The following is a 16,545-nucleotide window of genomic DNA, read 5'->3' on the forward strand; positions in this document are numbered from 1 at the left end:
AAAATAAAGAGATAACGATTTCTGAGAACGACCAGTACTGAATTTACTAAATTTTGATTAATTAGCGGGCAAATAATATGACTCAACAAACTAAGGAAACAACAGATTTTGGTTTCCAAACCGTTGACAAAGATGATAAACAAACCATGGTTGCAAGGGTTTTTCACTCTGTCGCGTCTAAGTATGATTTAATGAATGACTTGATGTCTTTCGGTGTTCACCGCATTTGGAAACGCTATACCATTGAAGCAAGTGGTGTTAGACGTAACCAACGTGTTCTTGACCTTGCTGGTGGTACTGGTGATTTAACGGCTAAATTCTCTCGTCTTGTGGGGGAAAATGGGGAAGTTGTTTTAGCTGATATCAATGACTCAATGCTGAAAATGGGACGTGAAAAGCTACGCGATCACGGTATTGTGGGTAATGTTAACTATGTACAGGCAAATGCTGAAGAGTTACCGTTCCCAGATAACCATTTTGACTGCATCACTATCTCCTTTGGCTTACGTAATGTGACAGATAAAGCAAAAGCGTTACGTTCTATGTTCCGTGTATTAAAGCCAGGTGGACGTCTGCTGGTGCTAGAATTCTCTAAACCTGTTCTTGATCCTTTAAGCAAGATTTATGATGCTTACTCTTTCCATATCTTACCCAAAATTGGTCAAGTGATTGTCAATGATGCTGAAAGCTACCGTTATTTAACGGAGTCAATTCGTATGCATCCAGACCAAGAAACGCTAAAAGGTATGATGGAAGAAGCTGGATTTGATCAAGTTACCTATACCAATATGACCGGAGGTATAGTTGCATTACACAAAGGATTTAAATTCTGAGATGGAAAAAGCCACTTTTTCTCATGATATTGCTTCTCAAGTACTGTATCCGCTGCTAACAGCATCAATGGAGACAGCACTTAATCACGTTTTATATCAGGAAAATGTGCTTAAACCTGCCCGCAATCGCCTTGCGGGCAAAGTGTTGGCGCTTTCTATCAATGAGTTTCCTCGTTCCATCTACTTAGTCTTTAGTGAACAACAAGTTGATGTATTAAGTCAGTGGGATGATGAAACTGATTGTTTGATAAAAACAAAATTATTAACTCTAATTAAGCTTCGTGACCGCCAAAAAATGTCAGAACTAATCAACCGTGGTGATATCACTATTGATGGTGATATGCAGGTTGTTCAAAATTGGTCTGCATTATTGGATATGGCGCAGTGGGATCCCGCGCAATATTTAGCACCTTATATCGGTGATATTGCAGCGCAAAGCCTGACTGTTGTTGCAGGAAAGGGTGTTCAGTTATTTTCTTCACTCTTAAGTCACCAAAAAGATTATTTACGTGACGCATTAATTGAAGAGTGGAAAACCGCACCTAGTGCATTAGAAACAGTCCATTTTTATGATGAAATAGAAGAACTTGCACAGCAAACAGCCGAGCTGGAAAAACGGTTAGGCACATTGGAGAAAAAATAATGCTCCTTAGTGAGTTAAAGCGCCTCTATCATATTATTCAGGTATTTTTATCTTATGGGCTTGATGAGTTAATTCCTAAACACCGAATTACTTTACCTGCAAGATTAGGATGCCGAGCACTATTTTGGATCAAAAATAAACATCCAGAAAAACCATTAGGTGAACGCTTACGACTCGCATTGCAAACATTAGGCCCTGTTTGGATTAAATTAGGTCAAATGTTATCAACTCGACGTGATCTTTTCCCTCCTCAAATTGCTGACCAGCTTGCTTTATTGCAAGACAAAGTCGCTCCTTTTGATGGTAAGAAAGCACGACAATATATCGAAAACTCATTTGGTGGCCCTATTGACCAATGGTTTGATGATTTTGATGAAACCCCACTAGCTTCCGCTTCTATTGCACAGGTTCACACTGCAAAATTAAAAGAAAACGGCAAAGAAGTGGTACTAAAGGTTATTCGTCCTGATATTCAGCCTGTTATCAAAGCGGATATCCGTTTGATGTATCGCTTGGCAAATTTATTACCGTTTTTACCTGATGGTCGTCGTTTACGACCAAAAGAGGTGATCCGCGAATATGAAAAAACATTACTCGATGAGCTAAATTTACTGCGTGAAGCGGCTAATGCTATTCAATTACGTCGTAATTTTGAAAATAGCTCTATGTTGTATATTCCTGAAGTGTATTCAGATTATTGTCATGAAAACGTGATGGTAATGGAGCGTATTTATGGTATTCCCGTTTCTGATATTGAAGCGTTGAATGCACAAAAGACGAATATGAAGCTTCTTGCAGAGCGTGGCGTAAAAGTCTTTTTCACTCAGGTGTTTAGAGACAGTTTTTTCCATGCTGATATGCATCCTGGTAATGTGTTTATTAGCTATGATCACCCTGAAAATCCATATTATATCGGTATTGATTGCGGGATCGTTGGGTCATTAAATAAAGAAGATAAACGCTATTTAGCTGAAAACTTCTTAGCCTTCTTTAACCGAGATTACCGAAAAGTTGCAGAATTACATGTTGATTCAGGCTGGGTGCCAGCGGATACTAATGTAGAAGATTTTGAATTTGCGATCCGTACTGTGTGTGAACCGATTTTTGAAAAGCCACTTTCCGAAATCTCATTTGGACATGTGTTACTTAATCTTTTCAATACAGCACGCCGTTTCAATATGGAAGTACAACCGCAGTTAGTTTTACTTCAAAAAACATTACTTTATGTTGAAGGGCTTGGTCGCCAGTTATATCCACAATTGGATTTATGGAAAACAGCCAAACCTTTCTTAGAAGATTGGTTACATAGCCAGATTGGTATCACGGCACTAGTGAATGGTATAAAAAGCAAAGCGCCTTACTGGATTGAAAAAATGCCAGAGATACCAGAGTTGGTTTATGATAGTCTGAAGCAACATAAAAATATGAAGTTAACGCTAGACAAATTGACGGAACAAATAAGTTCGCAAAGAGTCAAACAGAGACAGTCTCTATTTTTATTGGGTATAGGTACAACACTGTTTTTATGCGGTAGCCTGTTTTTTGTTTCTGGTTTTAAAACATTATTCAGTGTTTTTATCAGTTTAGGCCTTCTTGCATGGATTTTGGGTTGGTTTAGATCTGGTAATGCACAATAAAAACACATCAAAGTTTGTCTTTGAGCAAGTTAAAAGATGAATTCGAGATTCCCGAAAATTGAATTCGTTGTATATAATGGGCACTGTTATTAAGTATAACCCCGAAAATAGTTGAGGAACATAAAATGGGCGGTATTAGCATTTGGCAATTACTCATCATCGCTGTCATCGTTGTCTTATTATTTGGTACAAATAAACTGCGCACACTGGGCTCAGATTTAGGTGCATCAGTAAAAGGCTTTAAAAAAGCGATTGGTGACGAAGCTGCAGATAAAGACACCAACAACGCTGAAAAAACAAATAACGACGCAGATTTTGATACTAAAAATTTAGCGCAGAAGACTTCAACAGAAGAGAAGTCTACAACTGAGAGCAAAAACAAAGAGCAGGTGTAAACCGTGTTTGACATTGGTTTTAGTCAGCTGCTATTGGTCATGGTGATTGGTCTTGTTTTTCTGGGGCCAGAACGTTTGCCCGTAGCAGTAAAAACAATTGCTGGCTGGGTAAGGGCGTTACGCTCTTTGGCTGCGAATGTGCAAAATGAACTGACTCAAGAACTAAAACTTCAAGAACTCCAAGAGAGCTTGAAAAAAGTTGAAGAGAAAGCAAATTTGCAAACGCTATCGCCAGAGCTGAAAGCGTCTATGGATGAGTTAAAAGAGGCTGCACAGTCTTTAAAACAAACTTATCAAGCACCTACAACGCCAGACTCCACGAAAGAGCAGTCTGTAAAAACCGACTCTACGGAACCTTCACCTTCTGATTTAGCCGCACTTGCTGAAGCTGATGAAGTTAATGATGATGCTAATCGCCATAAACCTGTGGCAGAAAGTGTTACAAAAACAGAAGTTCCTGTTACTCAACCAGTAACAATAGAGAAAAAAACAACTGATCAGGTCAATGGTGAGCATTAAAACATGGCAGTAAATGATACCCAACCGCTGATCAGCCATTTAATAGAACTACGCAAGCGTTTGATGTATAGCTTAGTGTCAGTTCTGGTGGTTTTTTTAGCGCTGGTTTATTTTTCTAACGATATCTATCAATTAGTCTCGGCTCCATTACTCGAAAAGTTGCCAAAAGGGTCAAATATGAGTGCGACGGATGTTGCCTCTACATTTTTGACACCGATTAAATTGACAATCATGGTATCCGTTTTTGCTTCTGTGCCTGTTATTCTTTATCAGGTATGGGCTTTTATCGCACCAGCATTGTATAAACACGAACGCCGCTTAATGCTGCCATTACTTGTTTCAAGTACAGTATTATTCTATCTCGGTATGGCGTTTGCTTATTTTGTTGTGTTCCCTCTCGCGTTTGGCTTCTTTGTTAATACAACCCCTGAAGGGGTTAACTTTATTCCAGATATCAGTAAATATCTAAGTTTCGTAATGACGCTATTTATGGCGTTTGGTGCTGCTTTTGAAGTACCTATTGCGATTATTTTACTGTGCTGGAGTGGTGTAACAACACCAGACGCCTTAAAGAAAAAACGTCCTTATATTCTTGTGGGTGCCTTTGTTGTTGGTATGGTATTAACCCCGCCAGATGTTTTCTCTCAAACCTTACTAGCAATACCTATGTACTTACTGTTTGAAATCGGTGTCATGGTATCGCGCTTTTATGTAGGCAAGGGAAGAAGAGCATCTGAAGAAGAGCCTGAGGAAGCAGAGGCGGAAGCTGAAGCAGAACAGCAAAAATAATTTTAGAAACGATTTTCTAAAATAATATGATATTAGCCCAGCAATTGCTGGGTTAACTTTTTCTAGAGTGACTCTTTTTTAAACTCTTTATTTCCTACTGATTTTTTCACTTCACTATTTAATATATTCAAAAGCAAAATTGAACGGGTCTCTCCATCAGGCTCTTGATATATGGCTTTGATCCCTTGAAAAATACCCTCTGTAATTAACACACTGTCGCCACTATGAGGCACATTTTCTTCACTATAAGTTAGCGAAGAAAGTTGCGGTATTTGCAGTGTGTCAATTACATCTTGAGGAACGGTGACAGGATATTGCCCAAAGCGAACAAACGAATTTACGCCACGGGTTGAGTTAATGGTCGTGGTATGGATCACTTCAGGATCAAACTCAATGAAAAGGTAATTAGGGAAAAGCGGTTCTGTTACGGTAGTGCGCTTTCCTCTTAATACTTTTTCTATGGTTACCATAGGTGTAAAACAGCCCACTTGCTGACGTTCTAAGTGTTCGATAGCACGAGGAATTTGCCCTCGTTTACAATACAGCAAGTGCCAATTTTTCATAATAGAGACAATAAGTTAGTTAAATTTAATTTAAGCGATGATAGCAAATTTATAATTAAGGTAACAGTATCTATCAGGGATTAAATAAAAAATAGAGTAACGTGGTTTTATACTGAAAAAAGAACAAAAAAGCCGTGTTTATACGCAATAAAAAGGCTTGTTTTTGTGACTTTCAGTTGGATCTCGGATAGAGGTAACAAGTTGACAAAAAAGTGATGGTAAAAACAAGAAAAAGCTTTCAAGATAATTATCTTAGAATTTTGTTCATAATTATAAAGAGGTTCTGTAATGGAAGTTTTTTTATTAAGTAACGGAAAAATTGCCGGGGATCCACGTTGGTTAAGTTATGCAAAAGATAATATCGATAGCATGATTAAAAAACGCGGTATTCGTTCTGCTGTATTAATTGCTTATGCCGTTATTCGTTCCGATCATGATCAACGTGCTCGTGATTTATCAGAAGTGTTAGGTATTGAAGTTACTTGTATTGAACATTTTGATTCAGAAGTTGATGCAATCAACAATGCAGAATGTATTTTAGTCAGTGGTGGTAATACTTGGTTATTAAACCAAATGCTGCATGAAAAAGGATTGGTTGTTCCAATTCAACGTGCAGTACGTGAGCGCAATATTCCTTATATTGGTTGGAGTGCAGGTTGTAACGTTGCAACACCAACAATTCGTACTACTAATGATATGCCAGTACGCTCTTCTGTTATTATGCCTTCATTAGGTTTATTCCCTGTTCAAATTAACCCACATTACATTGATGCTTCTATCAGTGGTCATATGGGTGAAACTCGCGATGAGCGTATTGCAGAATTTTGTGCAATTAACCCTGAAGAGATTGTCGTGGCTATCCGTGAAGGTAGTTACTTATATATTCAAGGTGAAGAATTACATTATTACAGCGCTAAAAATGAAGGTTTTAAAATCTTCCAACATGGAAAAACATTCCCTGAACAGTTTGATACTAAATTGCTTTCAGAGTGGGTTCCATTCCGCTGTTTATAAGTATAGTGAACGCTACTAAATAAAAAGCATTGCATTTTAGTGAGTTATGCGTTTAGCTTATAGCGTCTCAAAGAGGGCATTAGCCCTCTTTTCTTTCACTCACTGGCTCGTAAGATTATGATGAAATACCGCGATTTAAGAGATTTCCTTTCATTATTAGAAGAAAAAGGTGAATTAAAACGTATCACCTATGAAATAGATCCCTACCTTGAAATGACCGAAATAGCGGACAGAACTTTACGTGCCGGTGGGCCAGCGCTGTTGTTTGAAAACCCTAAAGGGTTTGATATGCCAGTGCTTTGTAACTTATTTGGTACACCAGAGCGTGTAGCAATGGGGATGGGGCAAGATGATGTTAAAGCCCTACACGAAGTTGGAAAGTTATTAGCTTTTCTAAAAGAGCCTGATCCTCCGAAAGGTTTTCGTGATCTCTTTGATAAGTTACCTAAATTTAAGCAAGTTTTAAATATGCCAACAAAACGCTTGAGTAAAGCCCCTTGTCAGGAGGTGGTTTTAACCGGTGACGATGTTGATTTAACGAAGATCCCTGTTATGCATTGTTGGCCTGAAGATGCGGCGCCTTTAATTACTTGGGGATTAACGGTGACTCGCGGTCCATTGAAAGAGCGTCAAAACTTAGGTATCTATCGCCAGCAAGTGCTGGGTAAAAATAAAGTGATTATGCGCTGGTTATCGCATCGTGGTGGTGCTTTAGATTTTCAAGAGTGGTGCCAAAAACATCCCGGTGAGCGATTCCCTGTTTCCGTAGCATTAGGGGCAGATCCTGCCACTATTTTAGGTGCGGTAACACCTGTACCAGACACCTTATCTGAATATGCGTTCGCAGGTTTATTGCGTGGTAATAAATCAGAAGTTGTAAAATGTCTTTCAAATGATCTTGAAGTGCCTGCAAGTGCTGAAATTATTCTTGAAGGTTACATTGAGCCGGGCGAATTAGCCCCAGAAGGACCATATGGTGATCACACAGGATATTATAATGAGATTGACTCTTTCCCTGTGTTTACCATTACGCATTTAACACGCCGTAAAGATGCAATTTATCATTCAACGTATACAGGACGTCCGCCTGATGAACCTGCAGTATTGGGCGTTGCGTTAAATGAAGTACTTGTTCCTATTTTACAAAAACAGTTTCCTGAAATTGTAGATTTTTATCTGCCTCCAGAAGGATGTTCTTACCGTTTAGCGGTTGTGACAATGAAGAAACAGTATGCAGGTCATGCTAAACGCGTAATGATGGGAGTTTGGTCTTATTTACGGCAATTTATGTACACCAAATTTGTGATTGTTTGCGATGATGATGTCAATGCAAGAGATTGGAAAGATGTGATTTGGGCAATCACGACCAGAATGGACCCTGCGAGAGATACCATTATGATGGAAAATACGCCTATTGATTATCTCGACTTCGCTTCACCTGTTTCTGGATTAGGCTCAAAAATGGGGCTTGATGCTACCAACAAATGGCCGGGTGAGACAGATAGAGAATGGGGTAGACCTATTGTGATGTCTGATGAAGTTAAGCAACGAGTCGATACTATTTGGGAACAGCTCGATATTCTTAAATAATAACAGAGGAACAACATGGCAATACTGAATTGTAAAGTCTCACTTGTTGAGCCGATGACAGATACGGTTTATCGGGTAAGGCTATTACCCGATGGCGAATTTGATTTTCAGGCTGGGCAATATCTTTTAGCGGTTATGGATGAACGTGATAAACGTCCTTTTTCTATTGCATCTATACCTGAAAACAAAGACTTTATTGAACTTCATATTGGTGCGTCTGAACTCAATCTTTATGCGATGGCAGTGCTTGATGTGATATTAGAAAAACAGCAGCTTACCATTGATATCCCTCATGGGAATGCGTGGTTTAAAAAAGGGAGTCAACGCCCTCTATTATTAATTGCTGGCGGTACAGGATTTTCTTATACCCACTCAATTTTATTGGCTGCATTAGCTGAAAATCCACAGCGACCTATTACGATTTATTGGGGCGGAAGAGAAAGCGTTCATCTTTATGATCTCAATGAATTACAAGAATTATCAGAATTACATCCGTCTTTGTCTGTGGTTCCTGTGGTTGAGCAACCAGATGAAACATGGCGAGGCAGAAAAGGTACGGTATTAACGGCAATAAGCGAAGATTTTGGTGATTTATCAGAATATGATATTTATATTGCAGGGCGTTTTGAGATGGCAAAAATAGCCAGAGATCGTTTTTGCAATGAGCGTAATGCAGATAAAGCACGTCTATTTAGCGATGCTTTTGAATTTATCTGATAAAACGAGAGTACCCCGTTATTTGTTATTATTTTCGTTTTTAAAACCATAAAAAAACCCGCCCCTGACGGCGGGAAAATGGTTTCTAACCATGCAATCGAAAAGAATACTTTCTCAACGATAAGAATGTGGATATACAGAATACAGCGTTAAACACGTTCTATAATCGTTGCAATACCTTGCCCTAATCCAATACACATTGTGGCTAAGCCAAATTGTGCATCTTTACGCTCCATAATATTTAATAATGAAGTGGTTATTCGAGAGCCTGAACAACCTAAAGGATGTCCTAAGGCTATCGCTCCGCCATTTAAATTAATTTTGTCATCGATACTATCGAGCAAATTCATTTTCTTCATGCAAGCTAATGACTGTGCAGCAAAAGCTTCATTTAGCTCAAAAATATCAATATCGCTCAATGTTAACCCTACTTTTTTCAACGCAATTTCTGTCGCAGGAACAGGGCCATAACCCATAATTGCGGGATCACATCCTGTCACAGACATTGCACGAATAACGGCGCGAGGTTTTAAGTTGTGTTCTTTAGCATAACGTTCACTGGTGATAAACATCGCGGATGCGCCATCAGAAACTGCAGATGAATTACCCGCTGTTACCGAGCCTGTGGCGGGATCAAATACAGGTTTAAGTTGCGCTAATTCCTCAAGACTTGGGTTATAACGAATAACTTCATCATTTTTTACATTGATAAAATTACCCGTTGCATCATGACCATTGATAGCCACTATCTCATTATCAAAATAACCTTGCTGTGTGGCTATCGCCGCTAAATGATGCGAGCGATAAGCAAATTTATCTTGCTCTTCGCGTGAAATTTGGAATGATTTTGCTAGCATTTCTGCTGTTAATCCCATTGAAAATGAGGCCTTAGCAACAGAAAGATTAAGTGATGGATTAAAATCCGCATTATAAGTCATTGGCACATGACCCATATGCTCAACACCACCGATTAATGCTACTTGGCTATCACCCAACATAATTTGGCGTGCACCATCATGTAATGCTTGCATTGATGAGCCACATAACCGGTTAACTGTAACTGCAGGAACCTTGTGTGGAAGTTCAGCCAATAACGCCGCATTACGAGCAATATTAAAACCTTGCTCTAAAGTTTGTTGTACGCAACCCCAAATTACATCGCCGATATCATTAGGATTAATATTAGGATTACGTTTTAGTAGTGCTTGCATCAGGTGAGCAGAGAGATTTTCCGCTCTGACATGGCGAAATGCACCACCTTTTGAGCGTCCCATTGGAGTACGAATACCATCAATTATGACAACCTTTTCCATTTCATATCTCCTTAAGCGAGTTCTCTGATGTTAACATCTACTTTTGCGGGTTTTGGATAATAGGTTTCATTGCGCTGTGCTTTTTGTTTTAAGCTTTCAGGGATTTGATAAAGCGGCCCTAATGATGCGTATTGCTGTGCATCTGCAACAAATTGCGCTAATCCGATAGTATCAAGATAACGGAATACACCACCGCGGAAAGGAGGGAAGCCTAAACCATAAACTAATGCAATATCAGCTTCTGCTGGTGAAGCAATAATACCTTCATCTAAGCAACGGATAACTTCATTGATCATTGGGATCATCATACGAGCGATAATTGCATCTTGGCTAAACTCTTGCGTTTTGCCTGCATTTTGTTGAATAAGCGTTTGAATTTGACCATCAACTGATTTCTGTTTTTTACCTCGTTTATCAACAGAGTAATTATAGAAACCATGATTATTTTTCTGGCCATATCGCTGTTGCTCATATAAAAGAGCAATCGCATCTCGCTCAATTGTCCCCATTCTGTCAGGGAAACCTTGAGCCATTACTGCTTGAGCATGATTTGCTGTATCAATACCAACAACATCAAGTAGGTATGCAGGTCCCATAGGCCAACCAAATACCTTTTCCATCACTTTATCAATGGCAATAAAATCAGCACCATCTCTTAGTAGTAGAGAGAATCCTGCAAAATAAGGAAATAGGACTCGGTTTACGAAGAAGCCGGGGCAATCATTAACAATAATCGGTGTTTTTCCCATTTTACTGGCGTAGCTGACTATACGGTTAATGGTTTCTTCACTGGTTTTTTCGCCTTTAATGATTTCGACCAGTGGCATTCGATGAACTGGGTTAAAGAAGTGCATCCCACAGAAATTCTCAGGGCGTTTTAAGGATTTTGCGAGTAATGAAATAGGAATAGTTGAAGTATTGGAAGCAAGGATCGCGTTATCAGCTAATAGTGCTTCTGTTTCTGCAAGCACAGTTGCCTTTACTTTTGGATTTTCAACAACTGCTTCGACAACAACATCCGCATCGCTGACAGAGGCATAATTTAGTGTTGGTTGAATAGAGGCGAGAGTTTTCGCCATATCTACGGCACTCATTCGACCTTTTTCTTGGCGTTTTTGCAATAGGCTTAAGGCTTCATTCATACCCAGCTCAAGGGATTTTTGGTTAATATCCTTCATTACAACAGGAATGCCTTTTAGGGCAGATTGATAGGATATTCCACCTCCCATGATCCCTGCACCTAATACGGCAGCCTGTTTAGGTAATTCGGCATGACGTTTTTTCGTGATATTTTTCACGTACTGATCATTAAGGAAAATACCGACTAAGGCTTTTGCAACATCAGTGCGTGTGAGCTTAACAAAGTTTTCAGTTTCGAGAGCTAGTGCTTCGTCTCTATTTAGAAAAGCTGCTTTTTCAATAGTTTTTACTGCAGTGATGGGCGCTGGATAATGGGGACCTGCTACTTTCATCACCATACCTTTTGCGACACTAAAAGACATTTTATGTTCAAGCTCTGTCAGTCTTAATGGTGCTGTTTTTGGATGACGTGCCGCTTTCCAATCAATTTTGCCTTCAATTGCTTGTTCGATTAACGAAATAGCACTCTCTTTTAAATTTTCTAGAGGAACAATTGCTTGGATTAATCCATTTTGAAGGGCTGTTTGAGCATCAACATCTTTACCCGCAGTAATAATTTCTAATGCGTTATCGACGCCAATTAAACGAGGAAGACGTACAGAACCACCAAAGCCAGGCATGATCCCAAGTTTCGTTTCTGGTAAACCGATACGCAAATCAGGAGAAGCAATACGAAAATCAGTAGCAAGTACGCACTCACAGCCACCGCCAAGTGCATAGCCATTAATCGCCGAAACGGTAGGAACAGGTAAGTCTTCAAGTCGACTAAAAATCTGATTAGAGAAATGTAGCCACTGAGATAATTCTTCTTCAGGGGCATCAAAAAGGGATAAAAACTCAGTAATATCAGCACCGACAATAAACGCCGGTTTTTCTGAACGCAAGATAACGCCTTTTAGGTTCGGTGTTGCTTCTAATACCGTTAAAGCTTCACTTAGCATTGCAACCGTTTTGGTATCTAATTTATTAATAGAACCTTTGGCGTTGAAAATGAGTTCAACAATACCTTGTTTCACCCAATCGGCTTGAATATTTTCGCTTTGATAGAGCATTTGTATTCTCCCTAAATATATAGACTGGTATGACCAGATATTAAGAGTGTGAATACTATGTTAAATAAATGCAAATATTTGATTAAAAAACTGCAAGGGTGATCACAGTGAAATTATTCAACTTATTGAATTCTATGTTGTTGCTCAGTTTGCTAAAAAGAGGAGCGATAAATCGACAATAATCTATTTTTGTTATGGGGTTAGCCACTAAAAGAGTTGGCGTGTTAAGCTGAATCATTAACAATGAATAAGATAAGGTAATTAATAATGGAAAAATTGCTCTCTCTGTACCAAGAACATATCAAAACTCTACAAAATCGTACTCGTGATGCTTTATCCAGACACCATCTTGATTCTGTATTGATTCATTCTGGTGAACCTATTCGAGTTTTCCTTGATGACAGTGATTATCCTTTTAAAGTGAATGCTCATTTTAAAGCATGGGTGCCTGTGACAGATGTACCACATTGCTGGCTATTAGCGGATGGTGTTAATAAACCTAAATTATGGTTCTATTCCCCAGTTGACTATTGGCACAGTGTTGAAGCTTTACCAAGTAGCTATTGGACGCATGAAATTGAGTTAATTCATCTTAAAAATGTTGATGATATTCAAAAAGAGCTAGCACCTTATATTAATAAAAATACTGCTTATATTGGTCCAAATACACAGCGAGCAGAATCACTAGGTGTGAGTATTGATAATATCAACAATCAATCTCTTCTTAATTATTATCATTACTATCGTGCTTACAAAACTGGTTATGAATTAGCCTGTATGCGTGAAGCACAAAAAATGGCTGTTAACGGGCACATTGCTGCTCGCGAAGCATTCCAAGCTGGATTAAGTGAGTTTGATATTAATATGGCGTATTTAATGGCAACAGGTCATCGTGATACCGATGTACCTTATGGCAATATTGTCGCCTTAAATGAACACGCGGCTGTTTTGCATTACACAAAGCTAGATCATGAATCCCCAGATGAATATCGTAGTTTCCTTATTGATGCAGGTGCAGAGTATAATGGTTACGCAGCCGATATCACTCGTACTTATAGCGCAAAAGAAAACCATGAATTTACTTCGTTAGTTAAAGATATGAATGATGCGCAACAAGCGCTGATTGCAACGATGAAAGCAGGTGTGCGTTATACTGAATACCATGTTCAAATGCATCAACGTATTGCTGGATTACTTAATAAGTACGGCATTGTTAAAGGTGTTAGTGAAGAAGAGATGGTGAGCGCTGGATTAACTACACCATTTTTACCTCATGGTTTAGGGCACGCTTTAGGTCTGCAAGTTCATGATGCAGCTGGTTTTATGCAAGATGATAAAGGTACCCATTTAGCGGCTCCTGCAATGTATCCATTCTTACGTTGCACACGTATTGTTGAACCGGGCATGGTATTAACAATTGAACCTGGATTTTACTTTATCGACTCTCTGCTAGAGCCTTGGAAAGAAGGGAAATACAGTGCTCATTTCAATTGGAAGCTGATTGAACATTTCAAACCATTTGGTGGTATTCGTATTGAAGATAATATTATTATCCACGATAACAAAATTGAAAATATGACCAGAGACTTACACTTAGCCTGATGAAAGCATATTTGATCCCCGCTGAAACCGTAGAATTCAGTGAAGAAATAAAGAAGAGTCGTTTTATTACATTTATTGCTCACACTGAAGGTATTGATGCAGCAAAAGCTTATATTCAGTCTATCAAAGAGCAATTTCCTGATGCCCGACACCACTGTTGGGCTTTTGTTGCAGGAAGACCCGATGACTCACAACAGTTAGGTTTTTCTGATGATGGTGAGCCAACAGGTACTGCGGGAAAACCTATTCTTGCACCTCTTTTAGGGAGTGGAATGGGCGAAGTTACCGCGGTGGTTGTTCGGTATTTCGGTGGGATCAAATTAGGAACTGGTGGATTAGTTAGGGCTTATGGTAGTGGCGTTCAACAAGCATTAAAGCTTTTGCCAACAAAAACAAAAGTGCCACAATTGCGTTTTAGTGTAGCGTGTGAATATTCACTTGTTTCATTACTTGAACAAGTCGTTGAACAATATCATGGGCAAGTACTTTCAAGTGAATATACTGATAAAGTGACTTTTATACTTTCATTGCCAGCTGTAGATAGCGGTGAAGTCGAAGTTAAACTTCGTGATATAAGTCGTGGCAGTATGCAATTAATCCCGTTAGATAAAAATGAATAACCTTTGCTACCAAGGAAATCGCTAAATGCATTTTCGTTCAATAACCCGTATTGTCGGACTGCTAGTCATCTTATTTTCTGTCACGATGATCATTCCCGGTATTGTCGCATTAATATATCGAGATGGAGCAGGGCGTGCATTTAGCCAAACATTTATTGTTGCATTGATCATTGGGTTAATGCTGTGGATACCCAATCGACATAAAAAAAGTGAGCTTAAGCCTAAAGAAGGCTTTCTTATTGTTGTCTTATTTTGGACGGTACTGGGTAGTGTAGGGGCATTGCCGTTTATTTTTTCTGAACAACCCCATCTTTCTATTACTGATGCCTTTTTTGAGTCTTTCTCTGGACTGACTACGACTGGAGCCACAACGCTTGTGGGGCTAGATTCATTACCTAAAGCTATTTTGTTTTATCGCCAAATGCTCCAATGGTTAGGCGGGATGGGGATCATTGTATTGGCTGTCGCTATTCTTCCACTTTTAGGTGTTGGGGGAATGCAGTTATATCGTGCAGAAATGCCGGGGCCATTGAAAGATAATAAAATGCGTCCCCGAATTGCAGAAACAGCGAAAGCACTTTGGCTTATCTATGTCTTATTAACCATCATTTGTGCCTTAGCATTATGGATTGCAGGCATGGATGTGTTTGATGCTATTTCTCATAGCTTTTCAACGATTGCAATTGGTGGGTTTTCTACTCACGATGCCAGTATCGGTTATTTTAACAGCCCAACCATTAACATCATTATTGGTGTATTCCTTTTGATCTCTGGTTGTAACTTTGGTTTGCACTTTGCTGTATTAACGGGAAGAAGCTTAAATATCTATTGGCGTGATCCTGAATTTCGTATGTTTATCTCCATTCAATTGGGATTAGTCATTATCTGTAGCGGTATTCTGTGGCTTTATTCTGTATATGACACAGGATGGATAACTGTAAATCAGGCTTTTTTCCAAGTTGTCTCGATGGCGACAACAGCAGGTTTTGCCACAGATAGCTTTGCACAATGGCCTGCATTTTTACCTCTTCTATTATTATGCTCTGCTTTTATTGGTGGTTGTGCAGGATCAACCGGTGGGGGATTAAAAGTTATTCGTATTCTGCTTTTATTCCTACAAGGGAATCGTGAATTAAAACGCCTTGTTCACCCGAATGCGGTTTATACCATCAAACTTGGTCACCGAGCATTACCTGAACGTATTATTGAAGCAGTGTGGGGATTCTTCTCTGCTTATGCATTGGTATTTATTATTAGCTTAATGTTGTTGATAGCAACAGGCGTGGATGAATTTTCTGCATTTTCTGCTATTGCAACCACATTAAATAATCTTGGCCCTGGATTAGGTATTGTTGCTGACAACTTCACGACAATGAATCCAGCTGCAAAATGGATACTTGTCGTAACAATGCTATTTGGACGACTTGAAGTTTTCACACTATTGGTTTTATTTACCCCAACGTTTTGGCGTGATTAACCTAATACAAGGAGTAATGTATGAGCGCACTATTGCTGTATTGTAGTACTGATGGTCAAACTAAAAAGATAATGACGCAAATTGCGAATGAATTAAGACAACATGGTCATGATTGTGATGTGAGAGATTTAACCTCTGTTCAGCAGAGTTTAAATTTGTCTGCTTATAGTAAAGTCTTAGTCGGCGCTTCTATTCGCTATGGTTACTTTAATAAAGTTCTCGATAAATTTATTACTCGCCATCTTACACAGTTAAATAATATGCCATCCGCATTCTTTGGCGTTAATCTTACGGCAAGAAAAGCTGAGAAGAATACACCAGAGACTAATTCCTATATACGCAAGTTCTTAGAGAAGACACCTTGGAAGCCAACCTTAACAGGTGTATTTGCTGGTGCTCTTTATTATCCTCGTTATAAATGGATTGATAGAGTCATGATCCAGTTAATTATGAAGATGACTAAAGGTGAAACTGATCCAACAAAAGAAATTGAATATACGGATTGGAATAAAGTAAGCGAATTTGCGACGAATTTTGCCAAAATTGAGTGATGTTTAATCTTTACTGTGGGGTTTTTATACGTCTTGTTGGAGTTTTGAACGAACAGAAAATTATTTTAAAAAAACACTTGCGCTAATCCG

General features: G+C 39.0%; 16 protein-coding genes. 13 read left to right on the plus strand and 3 right to left on the minus strand.

Going from position 1 to position 16,545, the window contains the following annotated elements; all coding sequences use genetic code 11:
- The first annotated feature begins 77 nt into the window (after positions 1 to 77).
- The 6 genes from ubiE to tatC all read left to right on the plus strand — a co-directional run bounded on the left by ubiE (position 78) and on the right by tatC (position 4,816).
- Positions 78 to 833 carry a bifunctional demethylmenaquinone methyltransferase/2-methoxy-6-polyprenyl-1,4-benzoquinol methylase UbiE gene (gene ubiE / locus D7029_RS02105; RefSeq protein ID WP_075672293.1) on the plus strand — a complete coding sequence of 252 codons (756 nt, stop codon included), beginning with the start codon at positions 78 to 80 and terminating at the stop codon, positions 831 to 833.
- Position 834: 1 nt separating this feature from the next.
- On the plus strand, positions 835 to 1,476 hold the full coding sequence (locus D7029_RS02110) for a ubiquinone biosynthesis accessory factor UbiJ (protein ID WP_075672295.1): 642 nt from the start codon (positions 835 to 837) through the stop codon (positions 1,474 to 1,476).
- Positions 1,476 to 3,113, plus strand: a complete 1,638-nt coding sequence (ubiB, locus tag D7029_RS02115; RefSeq protein WP_023583497.1) for a ubiquinone biosynthesis regulatory protein kinase UbiB — start codon at positions 1,476 to 1,478, stop codon at positions 3,111 to 3,113. Before D7029_RS02110 ends, ubiB begins: the two co-directional genes overlap by 1 nt.
- A 125-nt stretch (positions 3,114 to 3,238) precedes the next feature.
- A complete protein-coding gene (gene tatA / locus D7029_RS02120) occupies positions 3,239 to 3,508 on the plus strand; it encodes a twin-arginine translocase TatA/TatE family subunit (protein ID WP_006535549.1) in 270 nt (89 codons plus the stop codon).
- 3 nt (positions 3,509 to 3,511) lie between these two features.
- Positions 3,512 to 4,027 carry a Sec-independent protein translocase protein TatB gene (tatB, locus tag D7029_RS02125; protein WP_088493902.1) on the plus strand — a complete coding sequence of 172 codons (516 nt, stop codon included), beginning with the start codon at positions 3,512 to 3,514 and terminating at the stop codon, positions 4,025 to 4,027.
- Between the two features lie 3 nt (positions 4,028 to 4,030).
- Positions 4,031 to 4,816 (plus strand): Sec-independent protein translocase subunit TatC, encoded by a 786-nt coding sequence (gene tatC / locus D7029_RS02130; RefSeq protein WP_165121748.1) that lies wholly within the window; start codon positions 4,031 to 4,033, stop codon positions 4,814 to 4,816.
- 62 nt (positions 4,817 to 4,878) lie between these two features.
- Here tatC and rfaH read toward each other — a convergent pair whose 3' ends face one another.
- Positions 4,879 to 5,379, minus strand: a complete 501-nt coding sequence (gene rfaH / locus D7029_RS02135) for a transcription/translation regulatory transformer protein RfaH (protein ID WP_088493900.1) — start codon at positions 5,377 to 5,379, stop codon at positions 4,879 to 4,881.
- A gap of 288 nt (positions 5,380 to 5,667) precedes the next feature.
- Between rfaH and pepE the strand changes: the two genes are divergently transcribed.
- The 3 genes from pepE to fre all read left to right on the plus strand — a co-directional run bounded on the left by pepE (position 5,668) and on the right by fre (position 8,700).
- Entirely contained in the window at positions 5,668 to 6,393 is a 726-nt protein-coding gene (gene pepE, locus D7029_RS02140) for a dipeptidase PepE (RefSeq protein WP_023583493.1), read from the plus strand.
- Positions 6,394 to 6,513: 120 nt separating this feature from the next.
- Complete coding sequence (gene ubiD / locus D7029_RS02145) at positions 6,514 to 7,983, plus strand: 4-hydroxy-3-polyprenylbenzoate decarboxylase (protein WP_088493899.1); 1,470 nt, start codon at positions 6,514 to 6,516, stop codon at positions 7,981 to 7,983.
- A gap of 15 nt (positions 7,984 to 7,998) precedes the next feature.
- Positions 7,999 to 8,700: an NAD(P)H-flavin reductase gene (gene fre, locus D7029_RS02150; RefSeq protein ID WP_194951715.1), complete on the plus strand. Its 702-nt coding sequence runs from the start codon at positions 7,999 to 8,001 to the stop codon at positions 8,698 to 8,700.
- 149 nt (positions 8,701 to 8,849) lie between these two features.
- Here the strand turns inward: fre and fadA are convergent, their stop codons facing one another.
- Together fadA and fadB are read right to left on the minus strand one after the other, a co-directional pair.
- A complete protein-coding gene (gene fadA, locus D7029_RS02155; RefSeq protein ID WP_194951716.1) occupies positions 8,850 to 10,013 on the minus strand; it encodes an acetyl-CoA C-acyltransferase FadA in 1,164 nt (387 codons plus the stop codon).
- A gap of 11 nt (positions 10,014 to 10,024) precedes the next feature.
- Positions 10,025 to 12,205 carry a fatty acid oxidation complex subunit alpha FadB gene (gene fadB, locus D7029_RS02160; protein ID WP_194951717.1) on the minus strand — a complete coding sequence of 727 codons (2,181 nt, stop codon included), beginning with the start codon at positions 12,203 to 12,205 and terminating at the stop codon, positions 10,025 to 10,027.
- Positions 12,206 to 12,472: 267 nt separating this feature from the next.
- Here fadB and pepQ point away from each other — a divergent pair, with 267 nt between their 5' ends.
- From pepQ to hemG, 4 genes are read left to right on the plus strand one after another with little or no spacing between them, the layout of a single operon-like run.
- Positions 12,473 to 13,807, plus strand: coding sequence for a Xaa-Pro dipeptidase (pepQ, locus tag D7029_RS02165; RefSeq protein WP_194951718.1), 1,335 nt, complete (start codon positions 12,473 to 12,475; stop codon positions 13,805 to 13,807).
- Positions 13,807 to 14,427: an IMPACT family protein gene (locus D7029_RS02170; RefSeq protein WP_194951719.1), complete on the plus strand. Its 621-nt coding sequence runs from the start codon at positions 13,807 to 13,809 to the stop codon at positions 14,425 to 14,427. Before pepQ ends, D7029_RS02170 begins: the two co-directional genes overlap by 1 nt.
- 25 nt (positions 14,428 to 14,452) lie before the next feature.
- Positions 14,453 to 15,904 (plus strand): Trk system potassium transporter TrkH, encoded by a 1,452-nt coding sequence (trkH, locus tag D7029_RS02175; protein WP_194951720.1) that lies wholly within the window; start codon positions 14,453 to 14,455, stop codon positions 15,902 to 15,904.
- 20 nt (positions 15,905 to 15,924) lie between these two features.
- Complete coding sequence (gene hemG, locus D7029_RS02180) at positions 15,925 to 16,455, plus strand: menaquinone-dependent protoporphyrinogen IX dehydrogenase (RefSeq protein WP_194951721.1); 531 nt, start codon at positions 15,925 to 15,927, stop codon at positions 16,453 to 16,455.
- The last annotated feature ends 90 nt before the right edge of the window (positions 16,456 to 16,545 follow it).

It is taken from the genome of Proteus vulgaris (assembly GCF_016647575.1).
GTDB classification, from domain to species: domain Bacteria; phylum Pseudomonadota; class Gammaproteobacteria; order Enterobacterales; family Enterobacteriaceae; genus Proteus; species Proteus mirabilis_B.

What these genes read in the sequence shown, in the direction of transcription:
- ubiE (WP_075672293.1), top strand. Translation starts at nt 78, where the DNA reads ATGACTCAACAAACTAAGGAAACAACAGATTTTGGTTTCCAAACCGTT.
- D7029_RS02110 (WP_075672295.1), top strand. Translation starts at nt 835, where the DNA reads ATGGAAAAAGCCACTTTTTCTCATGATATTGCTTCTCAAGTACTGTAT.
- ubiB (WP_023583497.1), top strand. Translation starts at nt 1,476, where the DNA reads ATGCTCCTTAGTGAGTTAAAGCGCCTCTATCATATTATTCAGGTATTT.
- tatA (WP_006535549.1), top strand. Translation starts at nt 3,239, where the DNA reads ATGGGCGGTATTAGCATTTGGCAATTACTCATCATCGCTGTCATCGTT.
- tatC (WP_165121748.1), top strand. Translation starts at nt 4,031, where the DNA reads ATGGCAGTAAATGATACCCAACCGCTGATCAGCCATTTAATAGAACTA.
- rfaH (WP_088493900.1), bottom strand. Translation starts at nt 5,379, where the DNA reads ATGAAAAATTGGCACTTGCTGTATTGTAAACGAGGGCAAATTCCTCGT.
- pepE (WP_023583493.1), top strand. Translation starts at nt 5,668, where the DNA reads ATGGAAGTTTTTTTATTAAGTAACGGAAAAATTGCCGGGGATCCACGT.
- ubiD (WP_088493899.1), top strand. Translation starts at nt 6,514, where the DNA reads ATGAAATACCGCGATTTAAGAGATTTCCTTTCATTATTAGAAGAAAAA.
- fre (WP_194951715.1), top strand. Translation starts at nt 7,999, where the DNA reads ATGGCAATACTGAATTGTAAAGTCTCACTTGTTGAGCCGATGACAGAT.
- fadA (WP_194951716.1), bottom strand. Translation starts at nt 10,013, where the DNA reads ATGGAAAAGGTTGTCATAATTGATGGTATTCGTACTCCAATGGGACGC.
- fadB (WP_194951717.1), bottom strand. Translation starts at nt 12,205, where the DNA reads ATGCTCTATCAAAGCGAAAATATTCAAGCCGATTGGGTGAAACAAGGT.
- pepQ (WP_194951718.1), top strand. Translation starts at nt 12,473, where the DNA reads ATGGAAAAATTGCTCTCTCTGTACCAAGAACATATCAAAACTCTACAA.
- D7029_RS02170 (WP_194951719.1), top strand. Translation starts at nt 13,807, where the DNA reads ATGAAAGCATATTTGATCCCCGCTGAAACCGTAGAATTCAGTGAAGAA.
- trkH (WP_194951720.1), top strand. Translation starts at nt 14,453, where the DNA reads ATGCATTTTCGTTCAATAACCCGTATTGTCGGACTGCTAGTCATCTTA.
- hemG (WP_194951721.1), top strand. Translation starts at nt 15,925, where the DNA reads ATGAGCGCACTATTGCTGTATTGTAGTACTGATGGTCAAACTAAAAAG.